General features: G+C 43.9%; 16 protein-coding genes. All 16 read left to right on the top strand.

Translation table 11 applies throughout. The annotated features are described in order from the left end of the window. Window positions 1–59: 59 nt before the first annotated feature. The 16 genes from mraZ (at window position 60) to ftsZ (ending at window position 17,643) form a co-directional block, all read left to right on the top strand. Window positions 60–491 carry a division/cell wall cluster transcriptional repressor MraZ gene (gene mraZ / locus P8596_RS09555; RefSeq protein ID WP_254653743.1) on the top strand — a complete coding sequence of 144 codons (432 nt, stop codon included), beginning with the start codon at window positions 60–62 and terminating at the stop codon, window positions 489–491. Window positions 492–529: 38 nt separating this feature from the next. Then, complete coding sequence (rsmH, locus tag P8596_RS09560) at window positions 530–1,465, top strand: 16S rRNA (cytosine(1402)-N(4))-methyltransferase RsmH (RefSeq protein ID WP_159361839.1); 936 nt, start codon at window positions 530–532, stop codon at window positions 1,463–1,465. A gap of 25 nt (window positions 1,466–1,490) precedes the next feature. After that, window positions 1,491–1,859 (top strand): cell division protein FtsL, encoded by a 369-nt coding sequence (ftsL, locus tag P8596_RS09565; protein ID WP_224520313.1) that lies wholly within the window; start codon window positions 1,491–1,493, stop codon window positions 1,857–1,859. Next, on the top strand, window positions 1,859–4,051 hold the full coding sequence (locus tag P8596_RS09570; protein ID WP_279726705.1) for a penicillin-binding protein: 2,193 nt from the start codon (window positions 1,859–1,861) through the stop codon (window positions 4,049–4,051). Before ftsL ends, P8596_RS09570 begins: the two co-directional genes overlap by 1 nt. Window positions 4,052–4,212: 161 nt before the next feature. After that, the gene (locus P8596_RS09575) at window positions 4,213–6,132 is read left to right on the top strand and encodes a stage V sporulation protein D (protein WP_279726706.1); all 1,920 of its coding nucleotides are present in this window, start codon (window positions 4,213–4,215) and stop codon (window positions 6,130–6,132) included. Window positions 6,133–6,338: 206 nt separating this feature from the next. Next, window positions 6,339–7,799: a UDP-N-acetylmuramoyl-L-alanyl-D-glutamate--2,6-diaminopimelate ligase gene (locus P8596_RS09580; protein WP_279726707.1), complete on the top strand. Its 1,461-nt coding sequence runs from the start codon at window positions 6,339–6,341 to the stop codon at window positions 7,797–7,799. A 104-nt stretch (window positions 7,800–7,903) separates the two neighbouring features. Continuing rightward, complete coding sequence (locus P8596_RS09585) at window positions 7,904–8,224, top strand: hypothetical protein (RefSeq protein ID WP_224520310.1); 321 nt, start codon at window positions 7,904–7,906, stop codon at window positions 8,222–8,224. Between the two features lie 2 nt (window positions 8,225–8,226). After that, window positions 8,227–9,201, top strand: a complete 975-nt coding sequence (gene mraY, locus P8596_RS09590; protein WP_034755857.1) for a phospho-N-acetylmuramoyl-pentapeptide-transferase — start codon at window positions 8,227–8,229, stop codon at window positions 9,199–9,201. Next, window positions 9,202–10,551, top strand: a complete 1,350-nt coding sequence (gene murD, locus P8596_RS09595) for a UDP-N-acetylmuramoyl-L-alanine--D-glutamate ligase (RefSeq protein ID WP_279726708.1) — start codon at window positions 9,202–9,204, stop codon at window positions 10,549–10,551. Window positions 10,552–10,664: 113 nt separating this feature from the next. Next, entirely contained in the window at window positions 10,665–11,765 is a 1,101-nt protein-coding gene (spoVE, locus tag P8596_RS09600) for a stage V sporulation protein E (protein ID WP_060669878.1), read from the top strand. A 632-nt stretch (window positions 11,766–12,397) separates the two neighbouring features. Next, the gene (locus P8596_RS09605) at window positions 12,398–13,183 is read left to right on the top strand and encodes a cell division protein FtsQ/DivIB (RefSeq protein ID WP_034755849.1); all 786 of its coding nucleotides are present in this window, start codon (window positions 12,398–12,400) and stop codon (window positions 13,181–13,183) included. Further along, window positions 13,158–13,868, top strand: coding sequence for a DUF881 domain-containing protein (locus P8596_RS09610; protein ID WP_034755846.1), 711 nt, complete (start codon window positions 13,158–13,160; stop codon window positions 13,866–13,868). The genes P8596_RS09605 and P8596_RS09610 overlap by 26 nt, the downstream gene beginning before the upstream one ends. A gap of 63 nt (window positions 13,869–13,931) precedes the next feature. Next, complete coding sequence (locus P8596_RS09615; protein WP_034755843.1) at window positions 13,932–14,660, top strand: DUF881 domain-containing protein; 729 nt, start codon at window positions 13,932–13,934, stop codon at window positions 14,658–14,660. Between the two features lies 1 nt (window position 14,661). Beyond that, a complete protein-coding gene (locus P8596_RS09620) occupies window positions 14,662–15,024 on the top strand; it encodes a small basic family protein (protein ID WP_034755840.1) in 363 nt (120 codons plus the stop codon). Between the two features lie 115 nt (window positions 15,025–15,139). Further along, window positions 15,140–16,438 (top strand): cell division protein FtsA, encoded by a 1,299-nt coding sequence (gene ftsA, locus P8596_RS09625; protein WP_061809829.1) that lies wholly within the window; start codon window positions 15,140–15,142, stop codon window positions 16,436–16,438. A 41-nt stretch (window positions 16,439–16,479) separates the two neighbouring features. Continuing rightward, window positions 16,480–17,643: a cell division protein FtsZ gene (gene ftsZ / locus P8596_RS09630; protein WP_279726709.1), complete on the top strand. Its 1,164-nt coding sequence runs from the start codon at window positions 16,480–16,482 to the stop codon at window positions 17,641–17,643. Window positions 17,644–17,854: the final 211 nt, after the last annotated feature.

Consider the following 17,854-nt stretch of genomic DNA (forward strand, 5'->3'; position numbering starts at 1 on the left):
AGAGTGGAGAAAAGTGGGGGGATGTGGTACATTTGTGATAGAAAGTGGGGGCAGTGCATATGTTCATGGGCGAATATCAACATAACATTGATAATAAAGGCCGTTTAATTGTACCTGCCAAGTTCCGTGATCATCTCGGGGATTCATTTGTCATCACCCGGGGACTTGATCAGTGCTTATTTGGTTACCCCATGGATGAATGGCGATCCCTTGAGGAGAAGCTTAAAGCCCTGCCGCTGACTAAAAAAGATGCCCGTGCCTTCACTCGGTTCTTCTTCTCGGGGGCAACCGAGAGTGAACTGGATAAAACGGGTAGGGTGAATATTCCTGCTACACTTGTGAATTATGCACAATTGGATAAAGAATGCATTATTTTAGGAGTTTCCAATCGAATTGAGATTTGGAGTAAATCATTATGGGAAGACTATTTCACACAGTCTGAAGATTCATTTGCTGAGCTTGCAGAGAATATGGAGGGATTTGATATTTAGCCCCCCACAAAACGTTCGATTGGAAAGGTGAAGTCAACATGTTTAAACATACAACTGTATTATTGAAAGAGACCGTAGACGGCCTGGATATCAAAAAAGATGGAGTATATGTAGATTGTACGCTAGGCGGTGCAGGGCACAGTGAATATCTCGTCAGTCAGCTATCGCCTGAAGGGCATCTGTATTGCTTCGATCAGGATGAAACAGCCATCAACCATGCAAAAGAAAAGCTTTCTGCTTATAAGGACAGAGTGACATTCGTCCAGTCAAATTTCCGACACATCAAAGAAGAACTTGAACACCTCGGAGTACATAATGTGGATGGGATTTTATACGATCTTGGTGTTTCATCACCTCAACTGGATACTCCAGAAAGGGGATTTAGTTATCACCATGATGCACCTCTTGACATGAGAATGGATTTACAAGGGGAAGTAACTGCGTTCGATGTGGTTAACCATTGGTCGTTTGAAGATTTGGTCAGGATCTTTTATCGATATGGAGAAGAAAAATTCTCGAAGCAAATCGCCAGAAAGATCGAAGCGGCGCGTGAAGTGAAACCGATTGAAACCACGGGGGAACTTGTGGAATTGATCAAGGATGGAATTCCGGCACCCGCAAGGCGAAAGGGTGGCCATCCAGCTAAGAGGGTGTTTCAAGCAATCCGTATTGCCGTGAACGATGAGCTGGGAGCTTTCGAAGATTCCTTGGAGCAGGCAATACAGCTCCTTCATAAGGGTGGAAGGGTGAGCGTCATTACGTTTCATTCGCTGGAAGATCGGATTTGTAAGACCATGTTCAAGGAAAAAGCATCAGGACCTGATTTGCCTCCAGGATTACCTATTATCCCAGAGGGGTATGAAGCAGAACTTAAACTGATTACGAGAAAACCGATCCTGCCTGGCGAAGAAGAATTAGAAGAAAATAATCGGGCCAGGTCGGCTAAATTGAGAATCGCAGAAAAAAATATATAAAAAGAAGGAAACAGGAGGGAGAATTTTGAGTAACTTAGCGAGAAAGTATGAGCAGCAAAATGTTGAGAAATCCTATCAGTCCGTTCAAGCCAAACCCAAGCGTCTGAATGAAGAAAGAACGTCCGTTGTCACACCGGGTGAGAAAATCCTTGTGGCCATCTTCGCAATGGTATTTTGTATCCTGGCGGTTCAAATTGTTTCGACCCAGGCAGCCATTTATGACGTCAACAAAGAGGTTCAGCACGTAGAAACGACCATTGAAAAGCAGGAAAAGGCGAACAATGACCTGAAACTCCAAGTAAGTGAACTTAGTACGTATGAGCGTATTCTCGAAAAAGCAAAGGAACTTGGACTTAACTTGAAAGAAAAGAACGTTAAGGTTGTTGAACAATAATGAAAAAAAGGCCAAGTATGAACATAGGGGCAGCCATCCTTTTCGGGATTTTCGGCTTGCTCTTTTTTGTATTAATGGTCCGCTTCGTCACTATTCAGGTCACGGGAGAAGCGGAAGGGAAGGTCCTGGCATCACAAGCGGCAAAAAAATATATCAAAAGTCATATTCTAGAAGCACATAGAGGAACCATTTTTGACGGGAAAGGGGAAGTCATCGCAGAGGATACATCCGCCTATACACTGGTTGCGATATTAGATCCAAGCATTACCAGTGATCCGAAGAAACCCAAGCATGTGACAGACCCTGAAAAAACGGCCAAAGTCCTCGCCAAGTATCTTGATATGAAGGAAAGTGACATTTATGACCGGTTAAACAAAAAAGGTCCGTATCAAGTGGAATTCGGTGCTGCAGGAAGAGATTTATCCCATCAGATGATGCTTGACATTAAAGAAGAAGATATCCCTGGCGTTACATTCAGGAAGGAAGCGAAGCGATTTTATCCTAACGGCTCTTTCGCCTCCCATCTTATCGGGTTCGCACAGAAAAAAACCGACGACGATGGGGATTCTACGACCGTGGGTAAAATGGGAGTGGAAGCAAGTTTCAATGATGTATTGAAAGGCAAGGATGGATCTGTTTCTTATAAGAGTGATGTGTGGGGCTATCTCCTGCCGAATTCAGACGAACATGTTACCCCGCCTGAAGATGGGGATGACCTATATCTGACCATCGATAAGAAGATTCAAACCTTCCTGGAAGAAGCAATGAATGAAGTCCAAAAAAAATATAAGCCTAAGAAAATGTTTGCGATCGTATCCGACCCGAAAACAGGGAAGATTCTTGCCATGAGTCAAAGACCTACATTCCACCCGGATACAAGAGAGGGGCTCCTGGATAACTGGACCAACATCATCGTTGAAGATACGTATGAACCAGGCTCCACGATGAAGTCTTTTTCCCTTGCAGCTGCAGTGAATGAAGGTAAGTTCAATCCGAATGAAACCTATGAATCTGGTAAGTATTATGTGGAAAATGTTCCAAACCCGATCCGGGATCACAATGGAGGAGAAGGTTGGGGAACGATTACATTCCTTGAAGGCGTTCAAAGATCTTCCAATGTTGCATTTGCGAACCTATTGGATAAAATCGGATTTAAGAAATATGAAAACTATTTACATGACTTTGGATTTGGTGAAGCGACAGACGTAGGACTGCCAAATGAGGCATCGGGTTCGATATTGTATCATTACCCGATTGAAAAATACACGACGATTTTTGGTCAAGGTACGACCGTCACACCGCTTCAAATGATTCAGGCGGAGTCGGCGATTGCCAATGATGGGAAAATGATGAAGCCTTATGTCATTTCAAAGATCGTCGATCCCAATACAAAGAAAGTCATCAAAGAGACGAAGCCTGAAGTTTCAGGAAGCCCCATCACGAAGGAAACGGCAATCAAGACGAGGGAATACCTGGAGACGACTGTCACATCTGAACATGGTACAGGACAGAAGTTTGCAATAGAAGGATATCGTGTCGGCGGTAAATCCGGTTCGGGTCAGATACCTGATCCATCGAATGGCCGTTATATGGTCGGAAAGGAAAATTATCTTTTCTCCTTTATGGGTATGGCCCCTATCGACGACCCTCAGTTAATCGTGTATGTCGGGGTCCAACAGCCTGAACTGGAACCGACTGAAATCGGATCAGATCCGGTCTCTGCGGTCTTCAATCCCGTCATGCAAAACAGCTTAAAGTACCTGAACATTAAACCTCAGGAAAAAGTGAGCCTAAAGAAACAATCACTCCCTGAAACGAGGGACATGAGCGTGGAAGAAGCAAAAAAAGAACTGGAAAAAGCAGGCGTGACTCCAGTTGTGGTCGGAAATGGTTCACAAGTGGTCAAACAGCTTCCTCAAGGCGGAAATGCCACTCTTGAAGGGGAAAGAGTCGTGATCAAAACCGATGGAGACATTACCATTCCCGATATGAAGGGGTGGTCTGTAAGGGATGTCTTTAAGGTAGCCAATATCGCCGGTCTGAAGATTAATATGGTTGGAAATGGATATGCTTTCAGTCAGAATATACAGCCTGGGATAAAGGTCAAGAAAGATGAGCCACTCGTCGTCAACTTCAAGACCCCTGAAGAAGCGGTGGCACCGAAAGAAAAAGAAGAAGAACAGCTGAATTAACCAAAAGGGATGACTCAATTACCGGAGTCATCCCTTTTTGTCCATCCATTCATAAAACCCTATTCCCCTGCCGAAAGCCCGGACTCTTTCATTGAATTGAAACATACCACCATGAGTCCAAGCATATAATGGAACGAGCCATAGAAGGGGAGGTTCCATTTGTGAAAAGAGTATCCAATGTAACGGTAAGGAAGAGGTTGGCAGTAGCGCTTATAGTAGGAGTCCTTATTTTCTCCATCATAGATATCCGGCTGGGGTATGTTCAGTTTTTTAAAGGGGACTGGCTTACCGGTTTGGCAAAAGACTCCTGGAGTCGAAATATCCCATTTCAACCTGAGAGAGGGAAAATAGTCGACCGAAATGGAATAGAACTCGCAGGGAATCAAAGTGCACCGACTATATTTGTCGTTCCACGACAAATTACGGACCCTCAAGGAACAGCGGATAAACTGGCAGCCGTTCTTAATATTTCAGTTGAGTCTGCATATAAATATGTAACACAGAAAGCCAATATGGTGCTGATAAAGGAAGCAAGGAAGATCTCGTATGAAAAAGCGAAAGAGGTAAGGGATTTAAATTTGAAAGGCGTGTACTTAGGCGAGGATTCTAAGCGTTATTATCCATATGGAAGTTATTTATCCCATGTACTCGGCTTCGCAGGAATCGATAATCAAGGGCTCATGGGGCTCGAACTTTCTTATGATGAAGAGCTTAGTGGAGATAAAGGGTATGTGAAATTCTTCTCCGATGCCAAAGGAAAGAGAATGCCTGATATGGCCGATGATTTTGAAAAGCCGGAGAATGGATTGGATTTAAAGTTAACGATCGATACCAAAGTGCAAACCATCGTTGAGCGTGAATTGGATATCGCAGAGGCGACGTATAATCCAGATGGCATCATCGCCATCGCCATGAATCCTAAGAATGGTGAAATACTCGCCATGTCCAGCAGGCCGACATTTGATCCGGCTAATTTCCGTAATGTACCCCAGGAGATCTATAATCGGAATTTACCGATTTGGAGCACGTATGAACCAGGATCCACGTTCAAGATCATTACGCTTGCAGCGGCCCTCGAAGAGAAAAAGGTGGATCTCTATAAAGAAACCTTTCATGACCCAGGGCATATCGAAGTGGCAGGGTCGACTCTTCACTGTTGGAAGCGTGGGGGACACGGGACACAAACCTTCCTTGAAGTGGTACAGAACTCATGTAACCCGGGATTTGTCGAGTTGGGTCAAAGGTTAGGGAAAGAAAAATTATTCAGTTATATCCATGATTTTGGTTTTGGTGAGAAGACGGGGATCGATCTGCAAGGGGAAGGGAAGGGGATTCTCTTTAACCTCGACCGTGTCGGGCCTGTAGAACAGGCGACAACCGCATTTGGCCAGGGGGTGGCCGTTACCCCTATTCAACAGGTCGCAGCAGTGTCAGCGGCAGTCAATGGAGGAATATTGTATCAGCCCTATATCGCAAAAGAGCTTATCGACCCTTCAACCGGAGAAGTGGTCATGAGAAAGAGCCCTCAGATCAAGAAAAGGGTCATTTCCGAAGAAACGTCAAAGCAGATTCGTGAAGCGTTGGAAAGTGTAGTGGCCAAAGGAAGCGGAAAGAAAGCGTTTGTAGATGGTTACCGGGTAGGGGGAAAGACGGGGACCGCGCAGAAGGCGAAGGATGGTAAGTACCTGGAAAACAATCATATCGTTTCCTTCATGGGAGTGGCTCCTGCAGATGACCCTCAGATTGTGGTGTATGTCGCTGTCGATAATCCGAAAGGGACGATTCAATTCGGTGGAGTCGTGGCAGCCCCGATCGGAGGGAGTATCATAGGTGATAGTCTGGAGGCAATGGGGGTACCGAAGCGTAAAGGTCAAATTGAAAAAGAGATGACGTGGACCGACACTCCGTTGATTGAAACCCCGGATCTGGTCGGATTGACGAAAAATGAACTGCAGGAACAATTGGTGAATCTTGACCTGGATGTAAGCGGAAGCGGTGAAAAGGTGGTAAGTCAGTCTCCGGACCCGGGAGTGAAAATAAAACAGGGTTCAAAGGTTAGGGTCTACCTATCTGAAGAATAATGGCCCAGAAGGTCTACACGATCGTCATTTCATGATATACTTTTCATTTATGCCGGGGATTTGGACGGATGGATCCCCGGGGTATAAAGTGTCAGTCCTCGTGACGTAAAAAAGATATCGAACTAAGTTAAAAGGTTGATAGCTTTCATTCATATTTTTTTGTAAAATATAAAAAGGTTGCTTTCTGCCTGTGAGGAGTTGAAAGGATGAGATTGCACACTTTGCTGGAAGTACTACCGTTTTTCTCAGTACATGGTGAAGGGAATCCGGATATTTCAAACATCGCGAATCACCACAAGAAAGTAAAGAATGGTGATTTATTTATTTGTATCAATGGATTGGAAATCGATAGCCACTCTCTTGCAGAGGTGGCAGAGAAGAATGGTGCAGCAGCGATCCTTGCAGAAAGGAGACTGGATGCAGGCATTCCTGTCATCATTGTTCCCGATACGAAGAAAGCGATGGCGATTCTAGCGGACCATTTTTATAAACAGCCCTCCCATCAGCTGCTTCTGGTCGGAGTGACGGGGACGAATGGCAAAACCACGACGACCCATCTCATCGATCATGTTTTTACTCAAAGTGGGATGAAGACAGGATTGATTGGAACCCTGCATATCAAAGTGGGGGAGGAGTTGGAGGTCAGCCATAATACCACGCCTGACAGTTTAACTCTTCAGCAGACGTTCAGACGATTCTGCGATAAAGGGGTGAGGTCCGCCATCATGGAAGTTTCTTCACATGCTTTGGATCAAGGACGTGTGCATGGGTGTGACTATGACATAGCAGTGTTTACGAACCTGACCCAGGATCATCTGGATTATCATAAAACAATGGAAGACTACCGTAATGCAAAAGGCTTATTGTTTTCTCAATTAGGGAATACTTATTTCAAGAAATCCCCTAAGTATGCCATTATTAATAAGGACGATGATGCATCTGATTATTTCATCAAGTCCACAGCCGCCCATGTCATTACATATGGACTGTCTCCATCAGCTGACTTCCATGCAAAAGATGTGGTCCTTAGGGCAACAGAGTCGGTCTTCACCCTTGTCACACCATTTGGGGAACGGGAAATGGTTTTAAAGTATGCAGGAAAGTTTAATGTATACAACGCCCTGGCTGCAATAGCGACAGCGTTTGCTGCGGGTATACCAATTGATGAAAGTATAAGGAGCCTCGAAAAAGCCAAAGGGGTCAGGGGACGGTTTGAAACCATTTCAGAAGGTCAGCCCTTTTCGGTCATCGTCGACTATGCCCATACTCCGGATGGCTTGAAGAATGTGTTAGAGACCATCAGGACGATTACAAACGGCCATGTCATTGTAGTGGTAGGATGCGGAGGGGACAGGGATAGGATCAAGAGGCCGATCATGGCGGAGATTGCCTGTGATTATGGCGATTATGCCATTTTCACTTCTGATAATCCCAGGACAGAGGATCCAGAGGCCATCTTGAAGGATATGGAAGCCGGAGTGGTCGGCAAGCAATATCAATTGATCGTTGATCGCAAAGACGCGATCAAAGAAGCCTTGAGTCTTGCGAAACCGGAAGATGTCGTCCTGATTGCCGGAAAAGGGCATGAAACCTATCAGATCATCGGGAATCATGTATACGATTTTGATGACCGGGAAGTGGCAAAACACTTCATCAAGGGGATGTAGAAATGCTCCTTTATGATGAGGTTAGAAAAAAGTTTCCGGAAACCAGAGGAATCCATTTGCCTGGCTACTCCTTTTTAGTAGTTTCAAATTCAACTAGGATGGGAATGGAGAAAGGACTATATATACCTGCAGGTGATGAAGTGAACCTTTTTAGGAGCATTGAAAAAGGAGCGATTGCTTCCCTTTGGCGAAAGGGTGAAGAAATCCCATCATTTGTCCCCAATCACTTTCCGTTATTTATAGTTGAAGATGTATACAGGGCTTATGTAGACTTACAAGAGAGTTACAAACAAAATTACAATCAAGAAAAGTGGGAAATTATGACGAAGTTTATTTTTAGCAGTGAATCTGAACAGCATCAAACAAATGATATGACTATGGAGAGATCTATACAGGATCCAACCGATGGAATGGGAGGGGAATGACGATGATGGAACAAGTGATCTTTTTTACCATCATAATGGCGTTTCTCATAACCGTATTGCTTGCCCCATTATTTATCCCTTTCCTCAGAAGATTGAAGTTTGGACAAAGCATCAGGGATGAAGGGCCCGAGTCGCATCAAAAAAAGACCGGTACACCAACGATGGGTGGAATCGTGTTCCTAGTATCCATCGTCATCACGACGTTTGTTATGACCGGTAAATATTCAGAACCGGGCCCTGAAACGTATTTAATGATCCTCGTGACTGTTGGATTTGGTTTATTGGGTTTCCTGGATGACTTTATAAAAGTCGTGATGAAAAGGAATTTAGGTTTGACCTCCAAGCAGAAGCTGCTGGGACAGATTGTCATATCGGTGATCTTCTATCTTATCTTTAAACAAAACGACTTTCCGACCACTGTTTCGATACCACTGACGGATATTTCGTTTGAATTAGGCTGGTTTTATTGCTTATTCATTATCTTTTGGCTTGTTGGATTTTCAAACGCAGTCAATCTGACGGATGGTCTGGACGGTTTGGTGTCCGGAACAAGTGCCATTGCATTCGGCGCACTGGCTGTACTTGCGTGGAGCCAATCCCAATATGATGTTGCCATCTTCGGAGTAGCGGTGGTGGGGGCGGTTCTTGGCTTCCTCGTCTTCAATGCCCATCCTGCCAAAGTATTCATGGGAGATACGGGCTCACTTGCACTCGGAGGCGCAATCGCCACGATCGCCATTCTAACTAAGCTTGAAATCATATTAATCCTTATTGGGGGAGTATTCGTCATTGAGACTCTTTCCGTCATCTTACAGGTGGCAAGCTTTAAAACAACAGGAAAACGAATTTTCAAAATGAGCCCATTGCACCACCACTATGAGCTTGTCGGATGGTCGGAGTGGCGTGTCGTCGTCACGTTTTGGACTGTGGGATTACTTTTTGCCGTTTTAGGAATCTATATTGAGGTGTGGTTATAAGTGAAAAACATTACAAAATTCAAACATAAAAAAGTACTGGTATTAGGTTTGGCAAAAAGTGGGGTAAGTGCTGCCTCTCTCCTACATAAGTTAGAAGCATTTGTTACGGTCAATGACCAAAAGCCTTTATCGGAAAATCCCGAAGCTCAAGGGCTCCTTCAGGAAGGGATTAAAGTCATATGCGGTAGTCATCCCATCGAGCTTCTCGATGAAGGCTTTCAATATGTCATAAAGAATCCGGGTATCCCATATCATAACCCATTGATAAAAAAAGCGATGGAGAAGAACATTCCCGTTTTAACAGAAGTCGAGCTCGCTTATCTCATTTCAGAGGCGGAAATGATCGGGATCACGGGAACCAATGGAAAAACGACCACCACGACACTGTTATTCGAAATGTTGAAAGAGGATAACCAAAAGCCTCTGATCGCCGGGAATATTGGAACCGTTGCTTCTGAAGTGGCCCAGGATGCGAAAGAGGACGAAAAGATGGTAGTCGAACTATCTTCCTTCCAACTGATGGGGACCCAGGAATTCGCTCCGCACATTGCCATCATTACAAATTTGTATGATGCCCATCTGGATTACCATGGAGACTTGAACGAATATTGGAAAGCAAAATCCAATATTACAAAAAACCAAACGGAAAAAGACTATCTCATCATTAACGGGGACCAAGAGCATGTACAAGATACGGTCAGCTTTACAAAAGCCCAGGTAATTCGCTTTTCAACCGAAAAGGAAATAGAAGGCGGTGCCTATATTAAGGATCGTTCGATTTATTTCAAAGACGAAAAAGTGGTGGGTTTATCCTCCATCGTCCTTCCTGGAGCGCATAACCTTGAAAATATCCTATGTGCCGTTGCAGCCTGTAAAATATATGGGGTGTCAAATGATAGTATCAAAAAAGTATTGAGTACGTTCGGCGGAGTGAAACATCGGACTCAATTCGTCCGGGAAATGAATGGCATCAAATTCTACAATGATTCTAAAGCAACGAACAGCCTGGCGACGAAAAGTGCGCTTAAAGCATTTGAATCCCCTACTATACTGCTTGCAGGGGGATTGGATCGCGGAAATGAATTTGATGACCTGATTCCATTCCTCGGAAACGTCAAAACATTGATCACCTTTGGAGAGACCTCTGAGAAGTTCGTGAAGACTGGGGAAAAGGCAGGGATACAAACGATTATTCCTGTCGATAATGTTGAAAAGGCGGTTCCGGTTGCGTATGAGCATGCACGGGAAGGGGATATCGTATTATTGTCCCCTGCATGTGCAAGCTGGGATCAATATCGTACTTTTGAACAACGCGGTGACATGTTTATCGAGGCCGTGCATAAGCTTTAATAAGGGCTTGTCCATATAGAGCATCCATACTTACACAACCAGTCATTCAATCCGGGATCAGTAGTTTTCTATGCTCGAACGGCTCTAAATTTGTCTATTCGAGGTGTTTAGGATTGCCTTTAAAAAAATCGACTCCCGATTTTATACTCATTGTGGTTACGCTCACTTTGCTTGCGATTGGACTGGTCATGGTATACAGTGCGAGTGCTGTATGGGCAGATTACAAATTTAATGACTCCTTTTTCTTTGCAAAAAGACAGGTGCTCTTCGCAGGTGTAGGATTATTCGCCATGTTTTTCATCATGAACGTAGAGTACTGGACATGGAGAAACTGGTCAAAGATCATCATTATCATATGCTTCGTCCTCCTTGTGCTCGTTCTCATTCCCGGCATAGGGGTGCTCCGGAACGGTTCGAGGAGCTGGATTGGGGTGGGGGCCTTCTCCATTCAGCCTTCGGAGTTTATGAAACTCGCCATGATCGCTTTTCTATCAAAGTATTTATCTGAGAACCAAAAGTATATTACTTCTTTTAGAAAAGGAGTACTTCCGGCACTTTTACTTGTGTTTACGGCTTTTGGAATGATCATGCTCCAGCCGGACTTGGGGACGGGTACCGTCATGGTGGGGACTTCTGTTGTGATGATCTTCATATCCGGGGCCCGGATCAAACATTTCGTAGGACTCGGCATGATCGGTTTGCTTGGGTTTGTAGGACTCGTCATTTCTGCTCCTTACCGGATTAAACGGATCACATCCTTTTTAGATCCCTGGCAGGATCCGCTCAATAGCGGTTTCCAGATCATTCAGTCCCTGTATGCTATCGGACCTGGTGGATTATTCGGTTTAGGTCTTGGACAGAGCAGACAGAAGTTCTTTTATTTACCGGAACCTCAAAACGACTTTATATTTGCTATTTTAGCAGAGGAACTTGGATTTATAGGGGGAACCCTGGTATTGATCCTGTTTTCATTGATCTTGTGGAGAGGGATCAGGATCGCATTGGGGGCACCTGATTTATTTGGCAGCTTCCTGGCTCTGGGGATCGTGTCCATGATTGCCATCCAGGTGATGATCAACGTAGGGGTCGTGACGGGGCTGATGCCCGTAACCGGGATTACACTTCCATTCTTGAGCTACGGGGGATCCTCTTTGACCCTCATGCTCATGGCTGTAGGTGTCCTGTTGAATATAAGCCGCTATTCGAGGAACTAATGCTCCACTAAAGAGATTGACACATGAAAAATGGCAGAAAGAAGTGCATGGTCATAAAAGACCTCACCACTCCTTCCCATTTTTCTCAGTCGGTCTCTTTTTTTGTATCTCTTACACAACGAAGAAAATCTTTCCGTTGAATGAAATAACGATAGGATATTTGCGTTTTCGATGTTACAATAAATTACATATACGTAATTCATTTTGATCATACCTTTTCAAAATAAAGGAGAGTTTGTTACTTTTGTTAACCAAAACTTTTACAATTCAATGACATGCATTCATTATGGTGCAATTGTTGTTTAAAATAGGGTTCAAGAGTGAAATACATAGGATGGCCCTTCTTTTGGAAAGTGAATGAAAGTACATATACGAAAAGCGGTATGGACAATCCATCTTATGGTGACTGTGGGTCAATTTCTCCCAAAATAGGCCATTAACCCTGCATCACTCATTTTTTTGTCTTTATTAGGCAATATGGCAGAAAATAACGTTCTATTCCTCTTTTAACATGTTATTCCTTCGTATAGAATAGAAGGTATCCCAATGTAAAGAGTACTTTCATTATAAGACATGACGAGTTCAGCTTACTCATGGCATAATGAATTCAAAGTGAAATTGAGGAGAACGAAATGAAAAAAGAAAATGTTGTTTCCCTTGAAGATCGTATTCCTAAACTAAAACAACACCGAAAAAAGAAAGCAAACCGCAGGCTTCTGTTTTTACTTTCTTTATTCTTTCTGATGATATTGTCGGTTGTATACTTTCAATCGCCCTTGAGTCATGTAAACAAAGTGTCCGTTCATGGGAATGAACTTATATCCAATAAGACGGTTCTTCAAAAAAGTGGAATTGACAAAGGTATGAATGTATGGAGTGTAAGCAAAGAGAAAACGGTCGAGCAATTAAAGAAACTTCCTGAAGTAAAGGATGCGAAAGTGGAATTATCCTTTCCGAATTCATTCGACATTACCATTCAGGAATATGATAAAAAAGCATATCTCTCAAAGGGGAATAAATTTTTTGTCATTTTGGAAAATGGGAAGGTCCTGGATAAAGGGACCGGATCGATTCCTGTGGATGCACCTCTATTGAGGGGATTCGAAGAAGATAAGGTCCTGGTCAAAATGGTGAACGAATTAGGGGAACTTCCAAAAGAAGTGCAGCATCTCATCTCAGAGATTAACCTCGTTCCCAAGAAGACAGACCAATATCACTTGACTCTATTTATGAATGATGGGTTCGAAGTGAGTGCGACCATCCGGAGCTTCTCTGAAAAGATGGTGCATTATCCTTCGATCGTCAGCCAATTAGACCCTTCGGTAAAAGGGGTCATTGACCTAGAGGTCGGTTCTTACTTCAGAGCATACGAAACGGAAGGAGAACAAACGGATGAAGAGGATGAAGGTGAGAGGTAAGCACGTGGTCCTCTCTCTTGTATGTCTGGTTTTGGGTTTCATCCTAGCTTTTTCATTCAGTCTGGCAAACACAGAACAAAATGAGCTCGGGAGCCGGACAAATGGTCAATGGAAACAGGAAGAAACGTTAAGAGATCAAATCCTCGAGTACCAGCAGAAGAATAATCGCCTGCAGGAAAAGCTTTATGAGAAACAGGAGAAGGTCGGCAATATGGAGAAGGAATTCTCCAAAGAGAAGCAAATTTATTTCAACCTGGCAGAGGATGCCGAGAAGTACCGTATGTACCTAGGCAAAACGAAAGTGAAGGGGCCGGGGGTGACGGTGACCTTGTCCGATGCGAAATATGACCCGGAGGAAGAAAACGCAAATAATTATATTGTCCATGAACACCACGTCTTTAAGGTGATCAATGAATTATATATAGCAGGTGCCTCTGCGGTTGCCATCAACGGACAAAGACTTAAGCATGATTCATACATACTGTGTAACGGTCCAGTCATCCAGATTGATGGCATCGAGTACCCTGCTCCATTCAAAATAACGGCAATCGGAGATCCGGAAGTGCTGTCCTCCGCCATGAATATCACAGGCGGAGTGAAGGATCAGCTGGTGAATGAAAATATCATATTTGAGATGAAAAAAGAAAATTCGGTCATCCTCGAACCCACGATTGGCGAATCATGAGCCGGCTCCCATTGAAGTAAATGATACGGGCGAGGGTCAGGTCCCGAAAGTAAGGTGCAATAAATGGACAACAAACTTAAAATCAGCTTTACCGTCATTACGGTCATCATCGGGTTTATGATTGCCATTCAGTTCCAGACTGTCAAAGAGCCAGTTGTCCGGGATACCAGAGATATCTGGGAACTGAGGGAAGCGCTTCTGAAAGAAAAGGAAGTCAATTCCAATTTATTATCGGAAACGCGTTCTGTGGAAGCGAAGCTGGAACAGTATAAAACCGAGCAGCAATCAAGCCCCGAGCAGGCCTTAAAGCAAACGTTAGAGGAATTGAAGACTGAAATGGGGCTGACGGAAAAAACGGGTCCCGGTCTTATCCTGACGATAGAGCCTTCGATGGAGGAAATCCTCCTCGGTGAAAAAGTTCAGAATGTCTCACCAGAACTTTTGGAGAGGCTTGTAAATGAACTGAATCAGTATGATGCTGTAGATATCGCGATTGACGGCCATCGCCTAATCAATACGTCAGTCATCCGGGATATCAATGGAGAAACGAAGGTGGACGGTAATTCAATCAAGAAAATACCGTTTGAAGTCAGGGTGTTGACCAAGGATGTAAATGCAGCCAAGGACCTGTATAACCGCATGCAGGTTTCTAGATCCGTTGAAGACTTCTTTATCGATAACCTCCGGGTCAGCATCTCAAAGCCTTTAGAAAAGCTCACGGTTCCAGAATATAAAGATACGATCCGGATCCGCTTCATGGAACCGGTTAAGGAAAGGGGAGGGAACGAATAATATGTGGCTTCCCGTTTTAGGGTTGCTAGTAGGGGTCGTCCTGGGGCTTCTGACAGATATTAGGATTCCAGAAGAGTATTCCAATTATTTATCGATTGCGGTCCTCGCAGCATTGGATACATTATTTGGCGGTATTCGTGCCCACCTTCAAAATATTTATGATGACAAGGTCTTTGTTTCTGGATTCTTTTTTAATATTTTACTAGCAGCAAGTTTAGCTTTTCTGGGTGTACATCTTGGTGTAGACTTATATTTGGCGGCTGTTTTTGCTTTTGGGGTAAGGTTATTCCAAAACATTGCAGTGATTAGAAGAATAATGATTAGCAATTGGTCAAATAATCAAGAAAAAAGAGAAAAAAATTAGAATTTTAAAAGGGAATCGTTTTTGTTACGACGAATATCATATTAAGATATACTTAGAATCATGTTTTTCTAGGATTGTTGTTCCAAATAAACATTCTTTAAGGAGGTGCCATAGAGTGAACAGCAATGAAATTTACGTTAGCCTAGACATCGGTACATCCACAGTGAAAGTAATCATTGGTGAAATGACAAATGATTCCTTAAACATAATCGGTGTAGGAAATGTGAACTCAGAAGGAATCAGAAAAGGTTCCATCGTAGATATAGACGAAACTGTTCATACAATCAAGAAGGCAGTTGAACAAGCTGAAAGGATGGTCGGTTTATCCATAAGCCAGGTCATCGTAGGTATAACAGGAAACCATGTGTCGCTTCAATCCTGTCATGGTGTGGTGGCAGTGTCGAGTGACAACAGGGAGATCGGCGATGAAGACGTTCTAAGAGTGATGGATGCAGCCCAGGTTGTATCGATTCCTCCAGAAAGGGAAATCATCAACGTAATCCCAAGACAATTCATCGTTGATGGATTGGATGAGATTACAGATCCACGGGGTATGATCGGTGTTCGACTTGAAATGGAAGGCACCATCATTACGGGATCTAAGACGATTTTACATAATACTCTCCGTTGTGTAGAAAAAGCCGGACTTGAAATTGTCGATATCGTCCTTCAGCCTTTAGCCGCAGGTACGGTTGCTTTGTCAAAGGATGAAAAGAACCTTGGAGCTGCCCTGATAGACATAGGTGGCGGTTCTACGACGATAGCCGTTTTCGAACAGGGACACCTGAAGGCGACAACCGTGCTGCCCGTAGGCGGGGAGCATATCACGAAGGATTTGTCGATCGGATTACGGACCTCAACGGACGACGCAGAAAAAATCAAGACTAAATATGGACATGCATTCTATGACCATGCGTCAGAAGATGAAGTGTTCAGCGTGCCAATTATTGGCAGTGACCAACATCAGCAATTTAATCAATTAGAAATTTCTGATATCATAGAAGCAAGGCTTGAAGAGATCCTGGACCTCATCAGCCACGAGCTGAAACGATTGGGAATCAGGGACCTGCCGGGTGGATATGTTCTAACTGGTGGTGTAGCAAATCTTCCAGGTGTGTTAGAATTAGCACAAATCGTTTTCCAAAATCGTGTACGAGTGGCAATTCCTGATTATATCGGTGTACGGGAACCCCAGTATACGACAGCGGTCGGATTGATTAAATACGCTCAAAAGAATGCTAGATTGCAAGGAAGATCTGTAAGCGCGGAACCAGTGCCTGTAGAGGCCGCTGAGAAGCGTCAATCAAAACCTGTGAATAAAAAGCCGAAGCCTGCAAAGGTAAAAGAAGAAGAACATGAAGATGAAAAGGCCATGTCAAAAGTGAAAAAGTTCTTTGGATACTTCTTTGAATAAATAAAGGAATCCATAGATTCGACGAGTTAGGAGGATTTGTCATGTTGGAGTTTGATACAAATTTAGATTCATTAGCGACAATAAAAGTTATTGGTGTCGGTGGCGGAGGAAACAACGCCGTAAACCGCATGATCGAGCACGGCGTACAAGGTGTTGAATTTATCGCTGTCAACACGGATGCACAGGCTTTGAATCTATCAAAAGCTGAAATAAAGATGCAAATCGGTGGCAAATTAACCAGGGGATTAGGAGCAGGTGCGAATCCTGAAGTAGGTAAAAAAGCTGCTGAAGAGAGTAAAGAGCAGATTGAAGAGGCCCTTAGAGGAGCTGATATGGTCTTTGTCACTGCCGGAATGGGTGGAGGAACAGGAACTGGTGCAGCTCCTGTCATTGCCCAAATTGCCCGCGAAATCGGCGCATTGACGGTCGGTGTCGTGACACGTCCGTTTACATTTGAAGGCAGAAAGCGTTCAAATCAGGCAAGCGGTGGTATTGCTGCAATGAAAGAAGGCGTGGATACCCTTATCGTCATTCCAAACGATCGCCTTCTGGAGATCGTAGATAAGAGTACTCCGATGCTTGAAGCTTTCCGTGAAGCCGATAATGTACTGCGTCAAGGTGTACAAGGTATCTCGGATCTTATCGCTACACCTGGTCTCATCAACCTGGACTTTGCAGATGTTAAGACAATCATGTCTAACAAAGGTTCAGCCCTAATGGGAATCGGTGCAGCATCTGGAGAGAACCGTGCAACAGAAGCCGCGAAAAAGGCCGTTTCAAGTCCTTTGCTTGAGACATCCATCGATGGTGCCCAAGGCGTCCTGATGAATATCACCGGTGGGACTTCCTTAAGCCTTTACGAAGTTCAGGAAGCTGCCGATATCGTAGCCTCTGCATCTGATCAAGAAGTAAATATGATCTTCGGTTCCGTCATCAACGAAGATTTAAAAGATGATATCGTCGTTACCGTCATTGCAACCGGGTTCAATGAAGAGGTCATTCAACCTCCGAAACAAACCCGTCCAACTTTCGGTGGGATGAAACCAAATCAAAGTCCTAATTCAAGCCAATCGGTGAAACGGGAACAGCCTAAACGTGAAGAGCAGCCTCAACAGCAGGAGCCTGTGAGAACCTCTTCGAATCAAGGTGCGGAAGAAACATTGGATATTCCAACCTTCCTTCGCAATAGAAACCGTCGTCGTTAATAATCGAATAGAAATAGGAATCCCCCAAGGCATCAAGCCTTGGGGGATTTTTATTTCTATAGAATACTTTATTATCCGGACCCAAAATACAAACTAAAAACCATATATTGGAGGTGTCTGTTGCATCCATATTTAATGACATTTTTCGTTCATATCTCTGAAAACTTTTCCGTGGGAGCATACAAAAAATGACAACCTTTAAAAAGGATGT

The sequence above is a fragment of the Rossellomorea sp. DA94 genome (assembly GCF_029834455.1).
Classification (GTDB): Bacteria; Bacillota; Bacilli; order Bacillales; family Bacillaceae_B; genus Rossellomorea; species Rossellomorea vietnamensis.

Bases quoted from the DNA above. Each gene is read 5' to 3' on its own strand.
- mraZ (WP_254653743.1), top strand. From the start codon at position 60: ATGTTCATGGGCGAATATCAACATAACATTGATAATAAAGGCCGTTTA.
- rsmH (WP_159361839.1), top strand. From the start codon at position 530: ATGTTTAAACATACAACTGTATTATTGAAAGAGACCGTAGACGGCCTG.
- P8596_RS09570 (WP_279726705.1), top strand. From the start codon at position 1,859: ATGAAAAAAAGGCCAAGTATGAACATAGGGGCAGCCATCCTTTTCGGG.
- P8596_RS09580 (WP_279726707.1), top strand. From the start codon at position 6,339: ATGAGATTGCACACTTTGCTGGAAGTACTACCGTTTTTCTCAGTACAT.
- P8596_RS09585 (WP_224520310.1), top strand. From the start codon at position 7,904: ATGGAGAAAGGACTATATATACCTGCAGGTGATGAAGTGAACCTTTTT.
- mraY (WP_034755857.1), top strand. From the start codon at position 8,227: ATGATGGAACAAGTGATCTTTTTTACCATCATAATGGCGTTTCTCATA.
- P8596_RS09605 (WP_034755849.1), top strand. From the start codon at position 12,398: ATGAAAAAAGAAAATGTTGTTTCCCTTGAAGATCGTATTCCTAAACTA.
- P8596_RS09610 (WP_034755846.1), top strand. From the start codon at position 13,158: ATGAAGAGGATGAAGGTGAGAGGTAAGCACGTGGTCCTCTCTCTTGTA.
- P8596_RS09615 (WP_034755843.1), top strand. From the start codon at position 13,932: ATGGACAACAAACTTAAAATCAGCTTTACCGTCATTACGGTCATCATC.
- P8596_RS09620 (WP_034755840.1), top strand. From the start codon at position 14,662: ATGTGGCTTCCCGTTTTAGGGTTGCTAGTAGGGGTCGTCCTGGGGCTT.
- ftsZ (WP_279726709.1), top strand. From the start codon at position 16,480: ATGTTGGAGTTTGATACAAATTTAGATTCATTAGCGACAATAAAAGTT.